Origin of the sequence: Micromonospora sediminicola (assembly GCF_900089585.1) — a bacterium.
Lineage (GTDB): Bacteria > Actinomycetota > Actinomycetes > Mycobacteriales > Micromonosporaceae > Micromonospora > Micromonospora sediminicola.
Genome location: NZ_FLRH01000003.1, coordinates 3074806 through 3091606, shown reverse-complemented (window position 1 = coordinate 3091606; position 16801 = coordinate 3074806). Strand labels below are relative to the sequence as shown.

The 16801-nt window shown below is 74.1% G+C and carries 17 protein-coding genes; 8 read left to right on the top strand and 9 right to left on the bottom strand.

Annotation, left to right across the window (positions count from 1 at the left end; genetic code table 11):
- Positions 1-301: 301 nt before the first annotated feature.
- Positions 302-1270, top strand: a complete 969-nt coding sequence (locus GA0070622_RS14850) for an AraC family transcriptional regulator (RefSeq protein ID WP_091573838.1) — start codon at positions 302-304, stop codon at positions 1268-1270.
- Positions 1271-1273: 3 nt separating this feature from the next.
- On the opposite strand, the gene GA0070622_RS14845 is transcribed toward GA0070622_RS14850, so the two are convergent.
- Together GA0070622_RS14845 and GA0070622_RS32590 are read right to left on the bottom strand one after the other, a co-directional pair.
- Positions 1274-1588, bottom strand: a complete 315-nt coding sequence (locus GA0070622_RS14845; RefSeq protein ID WP_091573837.1) for a hypothetical protein — start codon at positions 1586-1588, stop codon at positions 1274-1276.
- 47 nt (positions 1589-1635) lie between these two features.
- On the bottom strand, positions 1636-1806 hold the full coding sequence (locus GA0070622_RS32590) for a hypothetical protein (protein WP_218060593.1): 171 nt from the start codon (positions 1804-1806) through the stop codon (positions 1636-1638).
- Positions 1807-1902: 96 nt separating this feature from the next.
- Between GA0070622_RS32590 and GA0070622_RS14835 the strand changes: the two genes are divergently transcribed.
- A complete protein-coding gene (locus GA0070622_RS14835; RefSeq protein ID WP_091573835.1) occupies positions 1903-2532 on the top strand; it encodes a TetR family transcriptional regulator in 630 nt (209 codons plus the stop codon).
- A gap of 79 nt (positions 2533-2611) precedes the next feature.
- Here the strand turns inward: GA0070622_RS14835 and katG are convergent, their stop codons facing one another.
- From katG to GA0070622_RS14820, 3 genes are all read right to left on the bottom strand, one after another.
- Entirely contained in the window at positions 2612-4888 is a 2277-nt protein-coding gene (katG, locus tag GA0070622_RS14830) for a catalase/peroxidase HPI (RefSeq protein WP_091573834.1), read from the bottom strand.
- 26 nt (positions 4889-4914) lie between these two features.
- Positions 4915-5343, bottom strand: a complete 429-nt coding sequence (locus GA0070622_RS14825) for a Fur family transcriptional regulator (protein ID WP_091573833.1) — start codon at positions 5341-5343, stop codon at positions 4915-4917.
- A gap of 120 nt (positions 5344-5463) precedes the next feature.
- Positions 5464-6465 (bottom strand): glycoside hydrolase family 11 protein, encoded by a 1002-nt coding sequence (locus GA0070622_RS14820; protein WP_091573832.1) that lies wholly within the window; start codon positions 6463-6465, stop codon positions 5464-5466.
- Positions 6466-6787: 322 nt separating this feature from the next.
- Between GA0070622_RS14820 and GA0070622_RS14815 the strand changes: the two genes are divergently transcribed.
- Together GA0070622_RS14815 and GA0070622_RS14810 are read left to right on the top strand one after the other, a co-directional pair.
- Positions 6788-7093: a hypothetical protein gene (locus GA0070622_RS14815; RefSeq protein WP_091573831.1), complete on the top strand. Its 306-nt coding sequence runs from the start codon at positions 6788-6790 to the stop codon at positions 7091-7093.
- Entirely contained in the window at positions 7090-7575 is a 486-nt protein-coding gene (locus GA0070622_RS14810) for a hypothetical protein (protein WP_091573830.1), read from the top strand. Before GA0070622_RS14815 ends, GA0070622_RS14810 begins: the two co-directional genes overlap by 4 nt.
- A gap of 5 nt (positions 7576-7580) precedes the next feature.
- Here the strand turns inward: GA0070622_RS14810 and GA0070622_RS14805 are convergent, their stop codons facing one another.
- The 3 genes from GA0070622_RS14805 to GA0070622_RS14795 form a co-directional block, all read right to left on the bottom strand.
- Positions 7581-11465 carry a CHAT domain-containing protein gene (locus GA0070622_RS14805; protein ID WP_091573829.1) on the bottom strand — a complete coding sequence of 1295 codons (3885 nt, stop codon included), beginning with the start codon at positions 11463-11465 and terminating at the stop codon, positions 7581-7583.
- A gap of 74 nt (positions 11466-11539) precedes the next feature.
- Positions 11540-12331, bottom strand: a complete 792-nt coding sequence (locus GA0070622_RS14800) for an aminoglycoside adenylyltransferase domain-containing protein (protein WP_091573828.1) — start codon at positions 12329-12331, stop codon at positions 11540-11542.
- A gap of 37 nt (positions 12332-12368) precedes the next feature.
- A complete protein-coding gene (locus GA0070622_RS14795) occupies positions 12369-12854 on the bottom strand; it encodes a hypothetical protein (RefSeq protein ID WP_091573827.1) in 486 nt (161 codons plus the stop codon).
- A 90-nt stretch (positions 12855-12944) separates the two neighbouring features.
- Here GA0070622_RS14795 and GA0070622_RS14790 point away from each other — a divergent pair, with 90 nt between their 5' ends.
- From GA0070622_RS14790 to GA0070622_RS14780, 3 genes are read left to right on the top strand one after another with little or no spacing between them, the layout of a single operon-like run.
- The gene (locus tag GA0070622_RS14790) at positions 12945-13289 is read left to right on the top strand and encodes an ArsR/SmtB family transcription factor (protein WP_091577411.1); all 345 of its coding nucleotides are present in this window, start codon (positions 12945-12947) and stop codon (positions 13287-13289) included.
- Positions 13286-13741, top strand: a complete 456-nt coding sequence (locus GA0070622_RS14785) for an SRPBCC family protein (RefSeq protein WP_091573826.1) — start codon at positions 13286-13288, stop codon at positions 13739-13741. The genes GA0070622_RS14790 and GA0070622_RS14785 overlap by 4 nt, the downstream gene beginning before the upstream one ends.
- Positions 13734-14156, top strand: coding sequence for a DUF6069 family protein (locus GA0070622_RS14780; RefSeq protein ID WP_091573825.1), 423 nt, complete (start codon positions 13734-13736; stop codon positions 14154-14156). Before GA0070622_RS14785 ends, GA0070622_RS14780 begins: the two co-directional genes overlap by 8 nt.
- Before the next feature lie 28 nt (positions 14157-14184).
- Here the strand turns inward: GA0070622_RS14780 and GA0070622_RS14775 are convergent, their stop codons facing one another.
- On the bottom strand, positions 14185-15150 hold the full coding sequence (locus GA0070622_RS14775; protein WP_091573824.1) for a PaaX family transcriptional regulator: 966 nt from the start codon (positions 15148-15150) through the stop codon (positions 14185-14187).
- Positions 15151-15401: 251 nt separating this feature from the next.
- Between GA0070622_RS14775 and GA0070622_RS14770 the strand changes: the two genes are divergently transcribed.
- On the top strand, positions 15402-16754 hold the full coding sequence (locus tag GA0070622_RS14770; RefSeq protein ID WP_091573823.1) for an extracellular catalytic domain type 1 short-chain-length polyhydroxyalkanoate depolymerase: 1353 nt from the start codon (positions 15402-15404) through the stop codon (positions 16752-16754).
- The last annotated feature ends 47 nt before the right edge of the window (positions 16755-16801 follow it).

Sequence of the window (16801 nt, the reverse complement as noted above, 5' to 3'; positions counted from 1 at the left end):
CCCCTGTCGACCGCATCGGCACGCCCCAGGCACCGACCCTTCCCGATCACGCGGGCCGGGACTACGTCCGACAGCGAAAGGACGAGACGACAACTGATCGCTGAACGAAAGTCCTATCAATGGGATCTGCGTTAGGCGCAATTCCCGTTGGGGAAATGGCATCGGAAGAACGCGAAGCGCAGTACCATCCAGGACTCACAAAGGACATTCGGCGGCGGCGCAGTTCGGTCGCAATCCCGCATTCCCTCCATCGCGGGCGAAGGACTCCCACTTACGGCACCGAGTTCGCCAGGGGGACGCTGTGAGGCTCGAATCGACCGTCAGCCACCACTTCGACAGCCGGGACCCGGAGCACATCCACCGCTATCTCACCGAGGCGTACGGCACCCGGGGCATGCGCATCGACAGCGACGAGCGCCGCTACCGGCTGAGCCACCGTCGGCTGCACGCCGGGCCGATCCGCGTCGACCGGGTCGTGCAGTCCACCGACCTCCGGGTGGAGGTCGCGGAGATCGAGTCCCTGGTCGTCTGCGAGAGCACGACGAGCACGGTCACCCGTAGCTGCGACGGGGAGGAGAGCCGTTACCGGCCCGGTGACGTGTTCCTGAACGCCCGGCCCGGTCGCCCGTACCGCGTCCGGTGGCAGCCCGGCGAGGTGGTGCTGTGCCAGCTCGACCGGCAACTGTTCGACCAGATCGCGTCCCCCGCCCCGGGACGGCGGCCGTCGCCGGTCCGGTTCACCGGGCTGGAGCCGGGCTCGGCCGTCCTCGCCGACCACTGGCGGGCCACCGCCCACTACGTTCGGCTCGCGGTGTTGAGCAATCCCGAGGCCAGTCGCCAGCCGCTGGTCCTCGGGGCGGCGGCACGGACCCTCGCCGCGGCCGCCCTCGCCGTCTTTCCCAACACCGCGCTGACCGAGCCGACGGGCCCGGACCGGCGGGACGCCGTCGCGCCGGTCCTGCGCCGCGCGATCTCCTTCATGGAGGAACACGCCCACCGGGACATCGGTCCCGCCGACGTGGCGGCGGCCGCGGCGGTGTCCGTCCGGTCGCTGCAACTGGCCTTCCGGCGGCACCTGGACAGCACACCGATGGCCTACCTGCGGCAGATCCGGCTGGAACGTGCCCATCAGGACCTGCGGCTCGGCGACCCGCAGCACGACACGGTGAACCGGATCGCCACCCGGTGGGGCTTCCTCAGCCACAGCCGGTTCACCGCCCACTACCGGTCCGTCTTCGGCATCCCGCCGAGCCGGACGCTGCACAGCTGAGGGTCAGCCCCCGAACTGCCAGCTCAGCCCGTCACCGCGGAGCCGGACGAGCAGCAGAACGGCCCAGACCAGCAGGTCGAGCACGCCCAGGGTGACGCCGAGGCGCCCACCGATCCGGCCGAAGCGTCCGCCGGCGGGGTTCCGTGCCGCCCGCAGGCCCAGCACGATGGCGATCGGGCCGAAGAGCACGTTGAACACGAACAGGCCGGCGCCGCCCAGCATGAGGGCGGCCGAGGCACGGCCGTCGAGACGCGGCGTGTTCCCGGCGGAGCGGCGGGGCGCGGTGTGGATCGGCCGTTCCCGGCTGGCGACGGACATGGGTGTCTCCCTTCGCGGAGGAGCGGGGTTCGCCCGGTGCGGCCCGATCAGCCCTCGCGGGCGCGGCGGCGGGCCAGCAGGCCGCTACCGCGGGTCAGGACCGCGACGCCGCCCGCCACCAGCGCCGCCGCGACCAGGCAGAGCAGCGGCCGGTCGGAGAAGGCGGCGGTGCCGAGCGTCAGGGCGGCCAGCCAGAGCGCGGCCATCAGGGCGAGCATCGGATCGACCTCCACATCAGACAGGTGAACACTTGTTCACTCAGCGCCCAGGCTAGGGGAACGAAAACGTCGGTGCACAGGTGTTTACTGAGTGACGTGTCCCATAGTCGATCCGCGCGCAAGGAACTCACCCGACAGGCGCTCCTGGACGCCGCCGTGCACCTCCTCGCCGACCAGGGCCTGAGCAGTCTCAGCCTGCGCGAGGTGACCCGCGTGGCGGGCATCGTGCCGGCCGCGTTCTACCGTCACTTCGCCGACATCGGGCAGCTCGGGGTCGCCCTGGTGGAGCAGTCCCTGGGCGGCACACGCGACGCCGAGCGGATGGTCCGCATCGGACTGACCGGCAGCGACGAGCTGATCGAGCAGTCGATGGCCGTCCTGTTCGAGGAGGTCCGGCGCCACCCGGAGCGGCACCGGTTCATCGCCCGGGAGCGATACGGCGGCGTCGCCGTGGTGCGCCGCGCCATCGAGGAACAGCTTCGGCGCGGCGCCGACGAACTCGCCGCCGACCTCGTCTCCGGCGACCTGGACGCCGCCGCCTACCTGCGCGACTGGCCGGCCGAGGACGTCCGGATGGCCACCACGCTCTTCGTCGACCACATGTGGCAGACCGCCGCCGCCCTGCTCGACGTGGTGGACGACCCGCGCGCCATGGCGGACCTGCGCGACCGCGCGACCCGGCAACTCCGTCTCGTCGTGGCCGGGTGCGAGCACTGGCGCGGCTGACCGCGCCCGACCACGGGCACGGGCGAGCCCCGGTCGATCCGGGGACGGATCGACCGGGGCTCGTCGGGCTGACCGCGGATCAGGCCAGGTCGAAGCGGTCCAGCTCCATGACCTTCGTCCAGGCGGCGACGAAGTCGGTCACGAACTTCTCCCGCGCGTCCTCGCTGGCGTAGACCTCGGCGAGGGCGCGCAGCTGAGAGTTGGATCCGAAAACGAGGTCGACCGCGGTGGCGGTCCACTTCACCTGGTCGGTGGCCAGGTCCCGGATCTCGTACACGTGCTCGTCGGACTCCGACGCCTTCCACCGGGTGCCCGGGGAGAGAAGGTTGGCGAAGAAGTCGTTGGTCAGCACGCCCGGCCGGTCGGTGAGCACGCCGTGCGACGTGCCGCCGACGTTGTTCCCGAGCGCCCGCAGACCGCCGACGAGGACGGTCATCTCCGGCGCGGTCAGGTCGAGCATGTAGGCACGGTCGACGAGCAGCACCTCCGGCTGGGTCTTCTCCCCCGGCCGCAGGTAGTTGCGGAACCCGTCGGCGCGCGGCTCCATGACCCGGAACGACTCGACGTCGGTCTGCTCCTGGGTGGCGTCGGTGCGGCCCGGCCGGAACGGCACGGTCACCTCGACGCCGGCGTCCCGCGCCGCCTTCTCGACCGCGGCCGAGCCGGCGAGCACGATCAGGTCGGCGAGCGAGATCTGGGCGCCGCCGGCGGCGTTGAACTCCCGCTGGACGCCCTCCAGGGTCGCCAGCACCGAGGCGAGCTGCTCCGGCTGGTTGACCTCCCAGTTGCGCTGCGGCTCCAGCCGGATCCGGGCGCCGTTGGCGCCACCGCGCTTGTCGGTGGAGCGGTAGCTCGCGGCCGACGCCCAGGCGGTGGAGACCAGCTGGGCGGTGGTGAGCCCGGAGTCGAGCACCTTCGCCTTGAGCGCGGCGACGTCGGCGTCACCCACCAGCTGGTGGTCGGCGGCCGGCACCGGGTCCTGCCAGAGCTGGGCCTCCGGGACCCACGGCCCGAGGAAGCGGCTGACCGGACCCATGTCGCGGTGCAGCAGCTTGTACCAGGCCTTGGCGAAGGCCAGCGCGAACTCGTCCGGGTTCTCCAGGAAGCGCCGCGAGATCTTCTCGTACGCCGGGTCGACGCGCAGCGACAGGTCGGTCGTGAGCATCGTCGGCTTGTGCTTCTTCGACGGGTCGTGGGCGTCCGGGATGATCGCCTCGGCGTCCTTGGCGACCCACTGCTTCGCCCCGCCCGGGCTGGTGGTCAGCTCCCACTCGTAGCCGAAGAGGATCTCGAAGAAGCGGTTGCTCCACTGCGTCGGCCGGTCGGTCCACGTCACCTCGAGGCCGCTGGTGATCGTGTCGCCGCCCTTGCCGCTACCGTGGGTGCTCAGCCAGCCCAGGCCCTGCGCCTCCAGCGGCGCGCCCTCGGGCTCCGGACCCACGTGGTCGTCGGCGACGCCCGCGCCGTGGGTCTTGCCGAACGTGTGGCCGCCGGCGATCAGCGCGACGGTCTCCTCGTCGTTCATCGCCATCCGGCGGAAGGTCTCCCGGATGAAGTGCGCCGCCGCCAGCGGGTCGGCGTTGCCGCGCGGACCCTCCGGGTTGACGTAGATCAGGCCCATCTCGGTCGCGCCGACACCGGCCGCCATCTCCTTCTCGGAGGCGTAGCGCTCGTCGCCGAGCCAGGTGTCCTCCGGGCCCCAGAAGATCTCCTCGGGCTCCCAGACGTCCTCCCGGCCGAAGCCGAACCCGAAGGTCTTGAAGCCCATCGACTCCAGGGCCACGTTGCCGGCGAGCACCAGCAGGTCGGCCCAGGAGATCTTCTGGCCGTACTTCTGCTTGACCGGCCAGAGCAGCCGGCGGGCCTTGTCCAGGTTGGCGTTGTCCGGCCAGCTGTTGAGCGGGGCGAAGCGCTGCCCGCCGTCACCGGCGCCGCCGCGACCGTCCTCGATGCGGTAGGTGCCCGCCGCGTGCCAGCTCATCCGGATCATCAGGCCGCCGTAGTGCCCGAAGTCGGCCGGCCACCAGTCCTGCGAGGTGGTCAGCACCTGGGTGATGTCGCGCTTGAGCGCCTCGACGTCGAGCTTGGCGAACTCCTTGGCGTAGCTGAAGTCCGCGCCCAGCGGGTTGCCCTTGTCGGAGTGGGCGTGCAGCACCGACAGGTCGAGCTGGTTGGGCCACCAGTCCCGGTTGGTGCGCGGACGACCGCCGGTCTTCGGGGTCGGCGAGTCGATCGCGGGGTTCTCGCTCTCGCTGCCGTGCGCGGTCACGGAGTCGTGCGCGACCGGGCAGCCGGCCGCCTCCTTGGCGTCCACGCCCTGAGCGCTGACGGGCGCGTTGTCCTGGGTGTCGCTCATCTGCTTCCTTCCGAACAACTGGCGGATCACTGGGCGGTACGGGCGGTCGCGCAGCCGGGGCAGGTGCCCCAGTAGACGACCTCCGCCTCGTCGACCACGAAGCCGTGGTCGTCCGAGGCGGTGAGGCAGGGGGCGTCGCCGACGGCGCAGTCGACGTCGGCGATCGCGCCGCACGAGCGGCACACGACGTGGTGGTGGTTGTCCCCCACCCGCATCTCGTAGCGGGCGGTGGCGCCGGCCGGCTGGATGCGGCGCACCAGCCCGGCGTCGGTGAGTGCCCGCAGCACGTCGTAGACCGCCTGGTGGGAGACCGTGGGCTGGTCCGCCCGGACCAGCGCGATCACGGTGTCGGTGTCGACGTGCGGGTGGTCCCGCAGCGCGGCGAGCACCGCCAGCCGGGGGCGGGTCACGCGCAACGAGACCGCTCGGAGCTGGGTCTCGAAGTCGGCCGTCACCCGACGAACACTAGTCCAGTCTTTTGGAATGAATCAAGTTTTTGCCCGGGTGTGTCCGCCGGCACACACGAAAGGTGGGGACGCCGCGTGACCGCGGCGCCCCCACCCCTGGAGACCGGCTCAGCCGGCCGAGCAGCTCGCCGTCGGCGTGTTGCTGTTGCCGTTCTTGTAGAGCGTGATGCCGAAGGAGTTGCCGTTGCCGTTGGGACGGGCGGTGAGCGTGCCACTGGTGCCGCTCACCGAGGCGTTCCAGCTGTTCTGCAGGCTCTGGCCGCCCTGGGTCTGGATGCTGACCACCCAGTTGCTGGACCCGCTGACCGAGAAGGTCACGTTGAACCGGTCGCCCCACTCCTCGGCCCGGCTGACGCTGACCGTGCACCCGCCGCCGTTCGGCGGTGGGGTGGTCGGGTTGGACCCGCCCGAGCCACCCACGGTGATGTTGGAGTTGCCGCTGCTCTGGTAGCCCTCCGTGGCCATGATCTGGTAGTCGTGGCTGCCCAGGTTCATGCCGTAACGGGACCACGCGTCGAAGTGGTTGCCCGCGGTGATCGTGCCGCCGACCCGCTTCGACTGCCGGACGCTCCAGTACTGGTAGAACGTGCGCGTGCCCTCGATGGAGGGCGCGTTGACCCGCTGGGTCCGGTAGATGTCGTAGGTGCCGCCGTCGGTGGAGACCGAACCCATGTAGCCGCTGCCCGGGGGCCGCCAGCTGCCCCAGCTGTCGACGATGTAGTACTCGACCAGCGGGTTGCGGGTCCACCCGTAGAGCGTCAGGTAGGCGTTGCCGGAGGGGTTGAAGCTGCCGGAGTAGGTGACCGTGCGACGGGCCCCCGGGTTCCAGCCCTTGCCGGCGACGAAGTTGTTGATGCCGCTCCACTGGGTGCTGTACTGACCGCCGTTGCCCATGGTCATGGAGACGTTGCCACTGTCCTTCCAAAAGGAATAGAAGAAGCCGTTGTGCGTGCCGGTCGAGTTCGAGGTCACGGTCTGGTCGGCGTAGGCCGGGCCGGACAGGACCGCGGTCGCGCCGGCGGCGACCAGCGCCACGGCGCAGGCCCCGCCGAGGACTGTCCTGAGGCGTCCGCGTCGGCGGCTGCCCGAGCGGACGGGGGCGTCGTTCATGGGCGTGTTTCCTCCCTGGGACGGCTGGCGCGAAGGCCAGCGGGATGACACGGACCGCGCGGTGTGGGCGGACATCGACGGCTATAGAGGTGCGTCGATGGCGCCAGTATTGAAGTCGTCCATTCGCCGTGTCAACGACTTCCGGAAACGTTCTGGAAACACGAACCGGCGTCCATGAGGGATCCCGCCCCGGCAGCGCGGTCGCCGACCCGCGGCCGGCCACCCATCGGAAACCGAAACTTTCGACCCCGTTCCGGTGTCGGACCGGGATGCGCGCGCCCGGTACCGTGAGCGGTCCGAGGCCAGACGGTTGGAGGTCGGGATGCCGGACGAGCTGCTGCCCTACGTCGAGGTCACCGACCCCGGGTACGCGCAGCGGGCGGCGGGCACGTTCACCGCGCGTCCGCACGGCCCGGCGGTGCTGCTCCACGGCCCGTGTCCCCGCTGCGGCCACGCGACCACCAGCGCGCTGGTCGACGAGCTGTACCGGCGGGAACCCGCGACGGTCGGGCCGGACCCCGGCTACCGGACGGTGCTGTGCGAGTGCGCCGCCGAGCATCCGCAGCGGCCCGCCGCGATGGTGGGGTGCGGCGCCTACTGGACGCTGGTGCTGGAGGACGAGGCGTGATCCGGCTACGCCCCGGCCCGCCGCCGACCGCGACCGACCTGCGCCGCGCCCAACAGCTGTCCGGCCTGCTGCGCGGCGAGCTGGACCGGGTGCGCGGGGCGGCGCTGGCCTGGCGCAACGGCCTCGGCGGGCTGCTGGTCGCGCTGCTCGGCTTCGGTCTCGTCCGGGGCCGCACCGACGTCACCACGCTGCGGCCGGGCTGGGCGGCGGCGGTCGGGCTGCTGCTGCTCGGCGCCGTCGTCGTCGGCGCGGTCGGCGCCCTCGCGCTGCTGCGCGCCGCGCACGGCCGGCTCACCGTCACGCCGGTGTCCGCGCTCGCGCCGTCACCGCTGGCCGACCACCAGGAGGCGGTGGCCGCCGCCCGCGCGCTGCGCGCCGGCGTGGTGCTGGTGCTGGTCTGCGCCGGCCTGCTGGTCGCCGCGGTCGGCGTGACCTGGTACGCCCCGGCCCGTCCCGCCCCCGCCGCCGTCACCACCCGCTGAGCCGGTCACGGGCCCAGGTGCGCGTACGCGGCCCACAGATCGGCCCGGCCGGGCAGCGCGGCACGCAGCCCGCGCACGGCGTGGTGCAACGCGACCGCCGCCCGGTCCGGATCGACCCCGCCGGGCACGGCCAGCGCGTCGTAGAGGTCGGCGCAGAGCTGGACGGTCACCGGGTCCGAGATGGACCAGAGCGCGCCGACCACCTGCCGGAACCCGGCGAGCTGGAACGCGGTGCCGAGCGTCAGCACCTCGTCGGGCAGGGCCGCCCCGCCCTGCGCCGTCTCGCAGGCCGACAGCACGGCCAGCGCGGCGGCCCCGCCCGACGGACGCCACAGGTCGCGCACCCGGAGCGGCCCACCGCTGAGCGCGAGGTGGCCGGCCAGCGGGTCGCCCAGGTCCTGCCGGCCGTGGCAGGACAGGTGCACCAGTGGCTGCCCGGGCAACGCCGCGACGACCGCGTCCGCAGTGGCGCTCGCGCCGCTGAGCGTGCCGCCGTAGGGCAGGTGACCCCGGACGATCCGCGCCTCGTGTGCGGCGCCGGGCAGGTCGGGCAGGCCCGGCGTGTGCGGCAGGCTGACCACCAGCGCCCGGTCGACGGGCGTCGGCACGTCCGGCACGGCCCGCCGGGCGCGGTCGAGCGCGCGCAGGGACGCGGTGTAGGAGGGGACCACCCGGTCCAGGACGCCGGGCCCGCCGTCGAGCGGCGCGGCGGCGTGCAGCGGCAGCAGCGTCAGCAGGCCGGTCGGGCACCACCAGAACCGCTGCCACTCCCCCGGCTCCCCGGGCGGCGCGGCGACGTCGAGGACCGGCGCGGCCACCGCCCGCCAGAGCCAGTCCAGCGTGCGACCCACCGCGGCGCGGGCGGCCACCACGCGGCGGCTCGCCGCCGGCTCCGTCACCGGCGGCGCCTGCCCAGTGAGCACCGCGACCGCCACCACGAACTGGGCGGTCCGGGCCGCCACCTCGGCCGGGGTCACCTCGGGCAGCGGCACGACGGTGACGTCACCGGCGGCGACGACCAGCGCGTCGCTGCGGCGCTCCCCCACGTTGACCAGCGCCACCGGTCCGCAGCCGGCGGCCAGGTGGGCGAACTCCGGCGGGCGCAGGAAGCGGTCGAGCCCCGGCAGGGCGCGGATCTCGGCCAGTAGCCGCCGTCGGCGTTCGGCCAACGCGTGGCGGCGCTCCGGGGGCGGCCCGCCGGCCGGGCGCGGGGTGGTGTCGGCCCCGGCCGGGCGGAAGCCGTCCAGTTCGGTCTGTACGGCGGTGAACGCGGCGGCGAGGTCGGGTGCGCCGGCCCGCAAGGCGGTGGGGTCGGCGGTCGCGTCGTGTGCCCGGGTCAGCAGGACGCCGCGCCCGTACTCGAGCACCTCCACCGCGCGGCGCGGATCGCCGAGCGCGACGGCGACCGCCGCGGCGTCGGTGGCCAGCCCCCGGAAGCGGGCGAGCAGCCGGGCCTGGTCGTCAGGGTCCATGCCGTGCCAGGCGACCAGGTCGAGCAGCTCGATCGCGGTGGCGTAGCCGTCGAGGGCCGCCGGCAGGTCGTCGGCCAGGTCGGCCAGGCGCGCGGCGCGGTGGGCGGCGACCGCGCGCAGCGACGACGGCGCGGCCGGCACCGACGCGGCCTCCCGCAGCGCCGCCCGGGCCCGCTCGTCCGGGGCGTCGCCGGGCGCGGTGGTCGCCTCCAGCGCGGTGGCCAGGTTGCTCAGGCACATGGTCCGGTCCGGGTGCTCCGGCGGCAGCGCGTCGACCGCGCCCCGGTACGCGGCCAGCATCGCCTCGGCGTCGTCGGCGGTGGCGGTGGCGGTGGCGCGGTGACGCACCAGCAGCGCGTTGCCGAGGTTGGTCAGCGCCCGGTGCCGGTCGGCCGGGCGCAGCGGGCCGGCCCGGGTCAGCCCGTCCAGCAGGTCGATCGTCTCGTCCAGGGCGGCGGTGTCGCCGGTCGTCCGGTGCCGCAGGAACAGGGCGGTCGCGAGGCTGCCGCCGCTCTGGGCGTACTCCTGCGGGTCGGTCGGGTCGGCGAGGGCGACCGCCTCGCGCAGCGCGGCGACGGCGGCGTCGGTGTCGCGCCGGGCGGCCCCGGTCGCCGCGGGGCGGGTGTCGTCGACGGCGAGTTCGGCGCGGCGGTTGAGCGCCGCGCCGTAGTTCGTCAGCGCCGCCGCCCGGGCGGGGTGGCCGGGCGGGGCCGCCTCGACGGCGTCGGCGAGCACGGCGACCGCCTCGGCGAGCGTGGCGAGATCCTGGGTGACGGCGAACCGGGCCTGGAGCACCAGGCCCAGGTTCGACAGGTAGTCGGCCGGCGTCCGGGGATCCGTCTCCGCCACCGCGGCGCGCAGCGCCTCCGCGGCCGACTCCAGCAGGTCCGGATCGTCACCCTGGTCGGCCCGCTCACGCAGGGAGTTCCCGAGGTTGTTCAGCGACCGGTGGCGGGCCGGGTCACCGGGGGGCAGCAGCGCGACGGCCTCGCTCAGCGCGTCGCAGGCGGCCCGCCACGCGTCGACGGCGCCGCGCTCGGGACGGCCCCGGGCCAGGGCGTACCCGAGGTCGGCCAGGCGACGCCCGCGCACGACCGGATCGTCGGCGGCGGCCGCCCCGGCGCGCAACAGCCGCACCGCCTCGGCCAGGTCCCCGGCGTCACCGCCGCGCTCGTAGCGGTGGGTGAGCAGGACGCCGACCTGGTGGCGCAACGCGTCGTCCCCGGTGGCCCCGGCGGCCGCCCGGTAGGCGGCGAGGGCCGCGTCGAGGTCGGCCCCGGCGGCCGGGGCGCGCTCGTCGGCGCGGTAGCGGTCCTCCAGCAACGCGGCGAGGCCGCCCCACGTGGGTCCGGCCAACTCCGCGTCGAGGGGGGTGTCGGCGCCCACGGCCGCCCGGAGCGCGTCGATGCCGGCGTCCCGGTCGGCCGGGGAGCCGTCGCGCAGGAACCGTTCGGACAGCACGATGCCGTGCAGCGCGGCGAGGCGGGGGTCACCGGCCGGCCGGGCCCGACCGAAGGCGTCGACGGCCTCGTCCAGGTCGGCCGGGCGGGCGTGGATCCGCCACCGGTGCCGGAGCACCTGGCCCAGGACGCCCGAGGCGAGGGCGCGGACCGTCGGGTCGGTCGCCGAGGCCGCCGCCTCGCGCAGCAGGCCCCTCGACTCGTCCAGCGTGGCCGGATCGCCGTCGACCTCGAAGCGGTCGGACAACACGTTGCCCAGGTTGAACAGGCGGGTGGGGCGCTGCGCGTCATCGGCCCGGGTGGACTCCAGGCTCTCCCGGTGCGCGTCGATCGCGGCCGGGAGGGCACGCGACCGGCCCAGGTGCCGGAACTGGTCCCGGTGCACGCGACCGAGCATGGACAGGTAGGTCGCCCGCTCGGGGCCGGGCGGGGTGACGTCGATGGCCCGCCGCAGCAGCGCCTCGGCCCGGTCGGCGGCCGCGTACCGCCCGGTGCGTTCCGCGTCGCCCATCAGCAGCACCGCCTGCATGGCGAGCGCGGCCGGCGCGTCGGTCGACGTCGCGCGACCGGCCTCCGGGGCCCGGCTGCCGGGCACCCGGGCCGGGTCGGCGGGGGCGTGCGCGCGGTAGAGGGCGAGCAGCGACGGCGGCACCCGGTCCGGGGCGGCGTGCAGCAGCAGCCGGGTCAGCGTCACGGCCTGGGCGAGGTCGTCGGTGTCCCGGCCGGCCGGCAGCACCTGGTAGCGGTACCAGTGCAGGCAGGCCAGCAGGAACAGCGCCTCGGCGGTCCGTTCCGGCAGCGGCGCGGTCGGTTCGGTGGCGCTGACCAGGTCGACCACCGCCTCGGCGTCCCGGGCCGCGCCGGCGTCGAGGAGGTGACGCGGGTCGTGGCCGGCGCCGAAGCGATCCAGGCGCTCGCGGAGCCGGCGTACCGGGTCGGACCGGAACCGCTGCCACATAAGACCTCCCGGGGTCGGTCCACAATGCGTAGCAGGAGCGACGCGGACCGTGCCAGCGGGTTGTCCGCTTCTGTTCAGCCGCCGGCATCCCCCGGAGCGCGGGACTCCGCGGCGAGGACGGCGGCGCTGACCTCGCCCACGAACGCGACGACCTCGCCGGCCCGGCCCGGGTCGGTGTCCGCGCCGTGGTCGTACCACCAGTCGTGCGCCCAGGTGACGAGGTCCGCCCACCGGGGCAGGTCGAGGGCGCTCCGCTCGGCGGCCCGCCGCTTGGACAGCTGCCGACCGTGCCGCAGCCGCTGGAACGCCCGGCAGAGGGTGAGCACGGCGTAGGACTGGGCGCCGGGGGTCGTCATCCCGGTCACCCAGTCCGGCCAGTCCCGGACGTGGTCCAGCAGGGCCGCCCGGACGCGGTCACTGTCGACGGCGGGCAGCAGCTCGGCTGCCGGCGGTCCGAGCAGGTTGCGGCCGTGGTCGTGGACGGCGGCCCAGGTGACGATCCGGTGGGTGGTGGCGGGCAACAGGTGCAGCAGTTCGCCGGGGCTGACCCGGGCGATCAGGTGGTCGCGGTCGACCCGCCCGCGCGCCGCGTCGTGGACGGCGTCGCGGGACACGTACTCGACCTCGATCCGCCCCGCCCAGTCCGGGTGCCGCCGGTCGAGGTCGCGATGCAGCCCGGCGAGCACGGCGAGCAGGTCGTCGTCCGGGTCGTGGTCGAGCACCGCGAGCAGGTCCAGGTCGCTGCGGTCCGGGGCGAAGTCGCCGGCCACCAGCGAGCCGTGCAGGTAGAGGCCCAGCAGGTGGCCGCCGAGACCCGCGCCCCACGCGGCGCGCAGGTCGGACAGGACGGCTTCGGGTGACGACATCGGATTCCTTCCGGTACGCACGCGGCGCGGCAACCGGTCAGGGCGAGGCGGAGAAAGCGGCGGTCAACCCGAACAGCCCGCAGCAGAGCAGCCCGCCGACGGCCAGGACGACGAGCAGGATGCTGTAGTTCGACCACATGCCGAAGCGGGTCACGTCGGTGCCGTACCCGTCGTGGACGCGGTTGCGCCAGCCGCCGAAGCGGAACGACAGGTGGTGCGCGGCCCCGGGCTGGGCGACCAGCGAGGTGGTGATGACCGGGATGCCCATGAAGTCGGTGTACCGGACGTCGCGCGGCCCGGCCGGGACCGCGACGTGCCAGGTCCCCTCGCCCGGGATGGCGACCACCCGACCGTCGACCTTGAAGCGGCTGGTCGCCGGCGCGGGCACCAGGTAGGGGCCCCGGTTGACCGAGACGACGAGCACCGCGCAGCCGGGCGGCGGCGCGATCGGATGCGGGTAGGCGATCAGCGGCGTGACCGCGCCGGGCATCGGCGGGTACGGCTGGGAGGGGTGATAGGACACGGCCCGGATTCTGGCACGGCGGCACACCCCCATCGCGGCGGGTCGGCGAAATCGTTGAACCAGTGAGTTCAGTGTTATACGGTGAACCACATGGTTCAGCAAGAGGTCCTGAATCGGGTGTTCGCCAGCCTGGCCGACCCCACCCGACGCGACATCCTGATCCGGCTCGGCGCCGGCCCGGCCACCATCAGCGAGCTCACCGCGCCGACCGGGATGAGCCTCACCGGCATGAAGAAACACGTCCAGGCGCTGGAGAACGCCGGCCTCGTGGTCACCGAGAAGGTCGGCCGGTCGCGACAGTGCCGGCTCGGCGACGCCCCGCTGGACGCCGCGATGGCCTGGATCAGCTTCTACCAACGGCTCTGGGCACGCCGCCTGGACGGCCTCGACGCCTATCTCACTCTCCACACCGGCCCGAAGGAACGTGACCGATGACGCTCGACATGCGAATGACCCGGCAGCTTCCCGGCACCCCGGAGGACGCCTTCGACGCCTACACCGACGCCGAGAAGCAGAAGATCTGGTTCAGCATCCTCGACGAGGAGCCCGGCGTGGTCGAGATCGAGGTGGACCTGCGGGTCGGCGGGCGGCAGACGGCCGTGTGGGGCCCCTCCCCCGAGATGCTGTTCCGGGAGACGCAGACGTTCCTGGAGATCGACCGGCCGCACCGGCTGGTCACCGAGTCCACCGGCAGCAGCCCCGACGGCACCACCATGACCACCCGCATCGAGGTCACCTTCGAGGAGCACGACGGCGGCACGCTGATGACCGTCGTGCAGAGCGGCTTCCCGACGCCCGAGCTGCGCGACTTCTTCGTCGGCGAGGTCATGCCCGGGGCGTTCGACCGGATCGAGGCGTACCTGATTCGCGAGCGGTCGCATGGCTGACCTGTCCCGCGCCGCGATCGTCGCGCTCGCCGTCGTGGGCGCGGTGGTCGTCAACCTCGTCGTGTACGCCGTGGGCCGGGCGGCCGGCGGCACGTTCCGGTTCACCGCCGCCGGCGGACCGGCCGAGGTCGACGCGCTGACCGTGGCGGCCTTCAGCGCGCTGCCACTGCTGGTCGGGCTCACCGCCGTGGCCCTGCTCGCGCCGCGCGCCGGCTGGGTCGTCCGGGCCGCGTCGGTCGTCGGCCCGGCGCTCGCCGTCCTGACGATCGCCCTGATGACCCTGCCCACGGACCTGGACGCCACCAGCAAGACCACGCTGGCGCTGTGCCACCTGACCCTCGTCCCGATCGTCGTCGTCGCGGTAGCCGCCCTCGGCCGGCGTACCCGGGTCGTCGCGGACCGGCTCGCGACCTGAGCGACCGGCCCCCGGGGCGCCCGTCGCCTCACTCGGCGGCGCAGGCGACCCCGTCCGTGCCCGCGAGCAGGTCCGCTGTGGTGTGCGCCCGGATGCCGTCCGGGACGTCGTCGGTGAACCGCGCCACGACGTCCCGGACGTGCCGCTCGGCCGGTCCGGCCAGCCCGTCGTAGACCGCCGTGAACAACTCCCGCGCGGCCTGCCGGGGCCAGTCCGCCGGCAGGAGTTCCAGCGGCAGCCGCGGATCGAGCGTGGGAAAGCGCCGGAACGTGTCCATCACCTCGGTGCGCGCCCGCACCGCCTCCGCGCCACCCGGGGACGTCGACCGGCCCGCCAGCGGGGTCCACCGGCGCAGGAACGTCTCGTACTGCCGGCGGATCGTGGCGAGGTCCCAGGCCTCGATGGGCGCCCGCTGGCCGAGCAGGTCCGAGGCGGCCTGACGGCCCCGGAACACGGTCACGGCGCCGTCGGCGAGCGGAGCGAGACGCGAGCGGGCCGCCGGCCCCAGCTCGTACGGTGAGATCCACAGCCCGTCGTACAGCGGCGCGCAGCCCAGCCAGCGGAGCTGGCCGCGCAGGGCTCGGCGCTGCGCGGCGCGGTCCTGCGGCAGCGAGAAGGCGACGACGGTCCAGCACCCGTCCCACGGGGTGGCGGTGGTGGCGGTGAGGATCCACCGGCCTCCCGCGCAGAGGTTGGCGGCGGCGGCGGGGCTGAGCCGGTAGGCGCTGGTCCGCCCCCGCCGGCTGCCCTCCAGCACGCCGCGACGGGCGAGCCGGCTGATCGCGGTCCGGGCGCCCGCGCTGGTCACCCCGGACTCGCCGAGCAGCGCGACGACGGCGGCGGACGGCAGGGCCGCCCGGCTGTGCACGGTGTAGTCCGCCAGGAGGGTGACCGCGAGCCCCTGCGGCGACGCGCCGGCCTGCCGCCGGGGCAGCCGCGGCGGGACCTCCCCGTCGTCGGGGTAGATCTCCTCGATGTCGAAGGGGCTTGCCACAGACGCTCCGGGCTCGGCTCGGGGACGGTGGGTCGACTGTAGACGGGCGCGGCGCGCACCCTCGTAATCCATCGGGTTTCGTCGATTGACACTTCGACGCTCGACGGGAACACTAACTGACACGCGACAGGGAGCCGGGCCGAGCGAGGCCATTCGTCGTGGGCGACACGCCCTCGTGGTCGACCGGGCCGACCGCGAGCCGAGGGCGTCCGCCCGATCCGCGCCTCAGACAGGCGCGCGAAGGAGTCTCCGTGCGAATCAGAAACATTGCGCTGCTCGCCCTGGCCGCGGCCCTGACGGCCGCCGGCCTGGTCGTCCCCACCGTCCGACCCGCGTACGCGGCCACGCTGACCGAGGTGACCAGCTTCGGTGACAACCCCGGCCGGATGCGCATGCACGTCTACGTGCCCGACTCCCGTCCGGCCCGGCCGGCGACCGTGGTGGCCATGCACGGCTGCGGCGGCTCCGGCCCCGGCTTCTACTCGGGCAGCGAGTTCGCCGCCCTGGCCGACCGGTACGGGTTCATCGTGATCTATCCCACCGCCACCCAGCAGGCCGGGTTCGGCAACTGCTTCGACACCTGGTCCGACGCCGCCAAGCGCCGCGGCGGCGGCAGCGACCCGGTGTCGATCATCTCGATGATCCGGCACGTCCAGCAGCAGTACGGCGCGGACCCGGACCGGGTCTACGCCACCGGCAGCTCCTCCGGCGGCATGATGACCAACCACATGCTGGCCCTCTACCCCGACGTGTTCAAGGCCGGGGCCGCGTTCATGGGCGTGCCGTTCACCTGCTTCGCCAACGCGGCGGACTACCCGCCCGGGACCAGCCGGTGCACCGGTGGCGCGATGGACCGCACCCCGCAACAGTGGGGTGACGCGGTCCGCCAGGCCTACCCCGGCTGGTCCGGCCCCCGCCCCCGGGTGCAGCTGTGGCACGGCACCAGCGACACGCTCGTGCCCTACCAGCTGCTCCAGGAGACGATCGAGCAGTGGACGAACGTGTTCGGGCTCGGTCAGACGCCGACCTCCACCGACACGCCGCAGGCGAACTGGAACCGGCGCCGGTACGCCGACGGCGCCGGCACCGTGCAGGTCGAGGCCTACAGCATCCAGGGAGCCGGGCACAGCCTGCCCGCGAGCGGCATGGCCGCGGCGGCCGTCCAGTTCTTCGGCCTGACCACGCCGCCGAGCCCGACCACCTCGCCCAGCCCGACCGGCTCACCGACGCCCACCGCGTCGCCGACCCCCACCACGTCACCGACCCCCACCACGTCACCGGGTGCCGGCGCCTGCACGGTGGCCGTGGAGGTCAACGCGTGGAACTCCGGGCTGACCGCGAACGTCACCGTCCGCAACACCTCCGCGGTCGCGGTGAACGGTTGGTCCCTGGCGTTCACGCTGCCCGCCGGCCAGACCGTCACCTCGGGGTGGAACGCGACCTACTCCCCCACCTCCGGCCAGGTGACCGCCCGCAACGTCGCCTACAACGCGGTCATCCCGCCGAACGGGTCGACCAGCATCGGCTTCCAGGCCACGCACACCGGCAACACCGCCCGACCGACCGCCTTCACACTCAACGGCGCGGCCTGCGCCGCCGCCTGAGCGCCACGCTGCGGGGACGGCCGCGTCGCCGTCCCCGCGGCGTCGGC

Bases quoted from the DNA above. Each gene is read 5' to 3' on its own strand.
- GA0070622_RS14845 (WP_091573837.1), bottom strand. From the start codon at position 1,588: ATGTCCGTCGCCAGCCGGGAACGGCCGATCCACACCGCGCCCCGCCGC.
- GA0070622_RS32590 (WP_218060593.1), bottom strand. From the start codon at position 1,806: ATGCTCGCCCTGATGGCCGCGCTCTGGCTGGCCGCCCTGACGCTCGGC.
- katG (WP_091573834.1), bottom strand. From the start codon at position 4,888: ATGAGCGACACCCAGGACAACGCGCCCGTCAGCGCTCAGGGCGTGGAC.
- GA0070622_RS14820 (WP_091573832.1), bottom strand. From the start codon at position 6,465: ATGAACGACGCCCCCGTCCGCTCGGGCAGCCGCCGACGCGGACGCCTC.
- GA0070622_RS14815 (WP_091573831.1), top strand. From the start codon at position 6,788: ATGCCGGACGAGCTGCTGCCCTACGTCGAGGTCACCGACCCCGGGTAC.
- GA0070622_RS14805 (WP_091573829.1), bottom strand. From the start codon at position 11,465: ATGTGGCAGCGGTTCCGGTCCGACCCGGTACGCCGGCTCCGCGAGCGC.
- GA0070622_RS14800 (WP_091573828.1), bottom strand. From the start codon at position 12,331: ATGTCGTCACCCGAAGCCGTCCTGTCCGACCTGCGCGCCGCGTGGGGC.
- GA0070622_RS14790 (WP_091577411.1), top strand. From the start codon at position 12,945: ATGGTTCAGCAAGAGGTCCTGAATCGGGTGTTCGCCAGCCTGGCCGAC.
- GA0070622_RS14785 (WP_091573826.1), top strand. From the start codon at position 13,286: ATGACGCTCGACATGCGAATGACCCGGCAGCTTCCCGGCACCCCGGAG.
- GA0070622_RS14780 (WP_091573825.1), top strand. From the start codon at position 13,734: ATGGCTGACCTGTCCCGCGCCGCGATCGTCGCGCTCGCCGTCGTGGGC.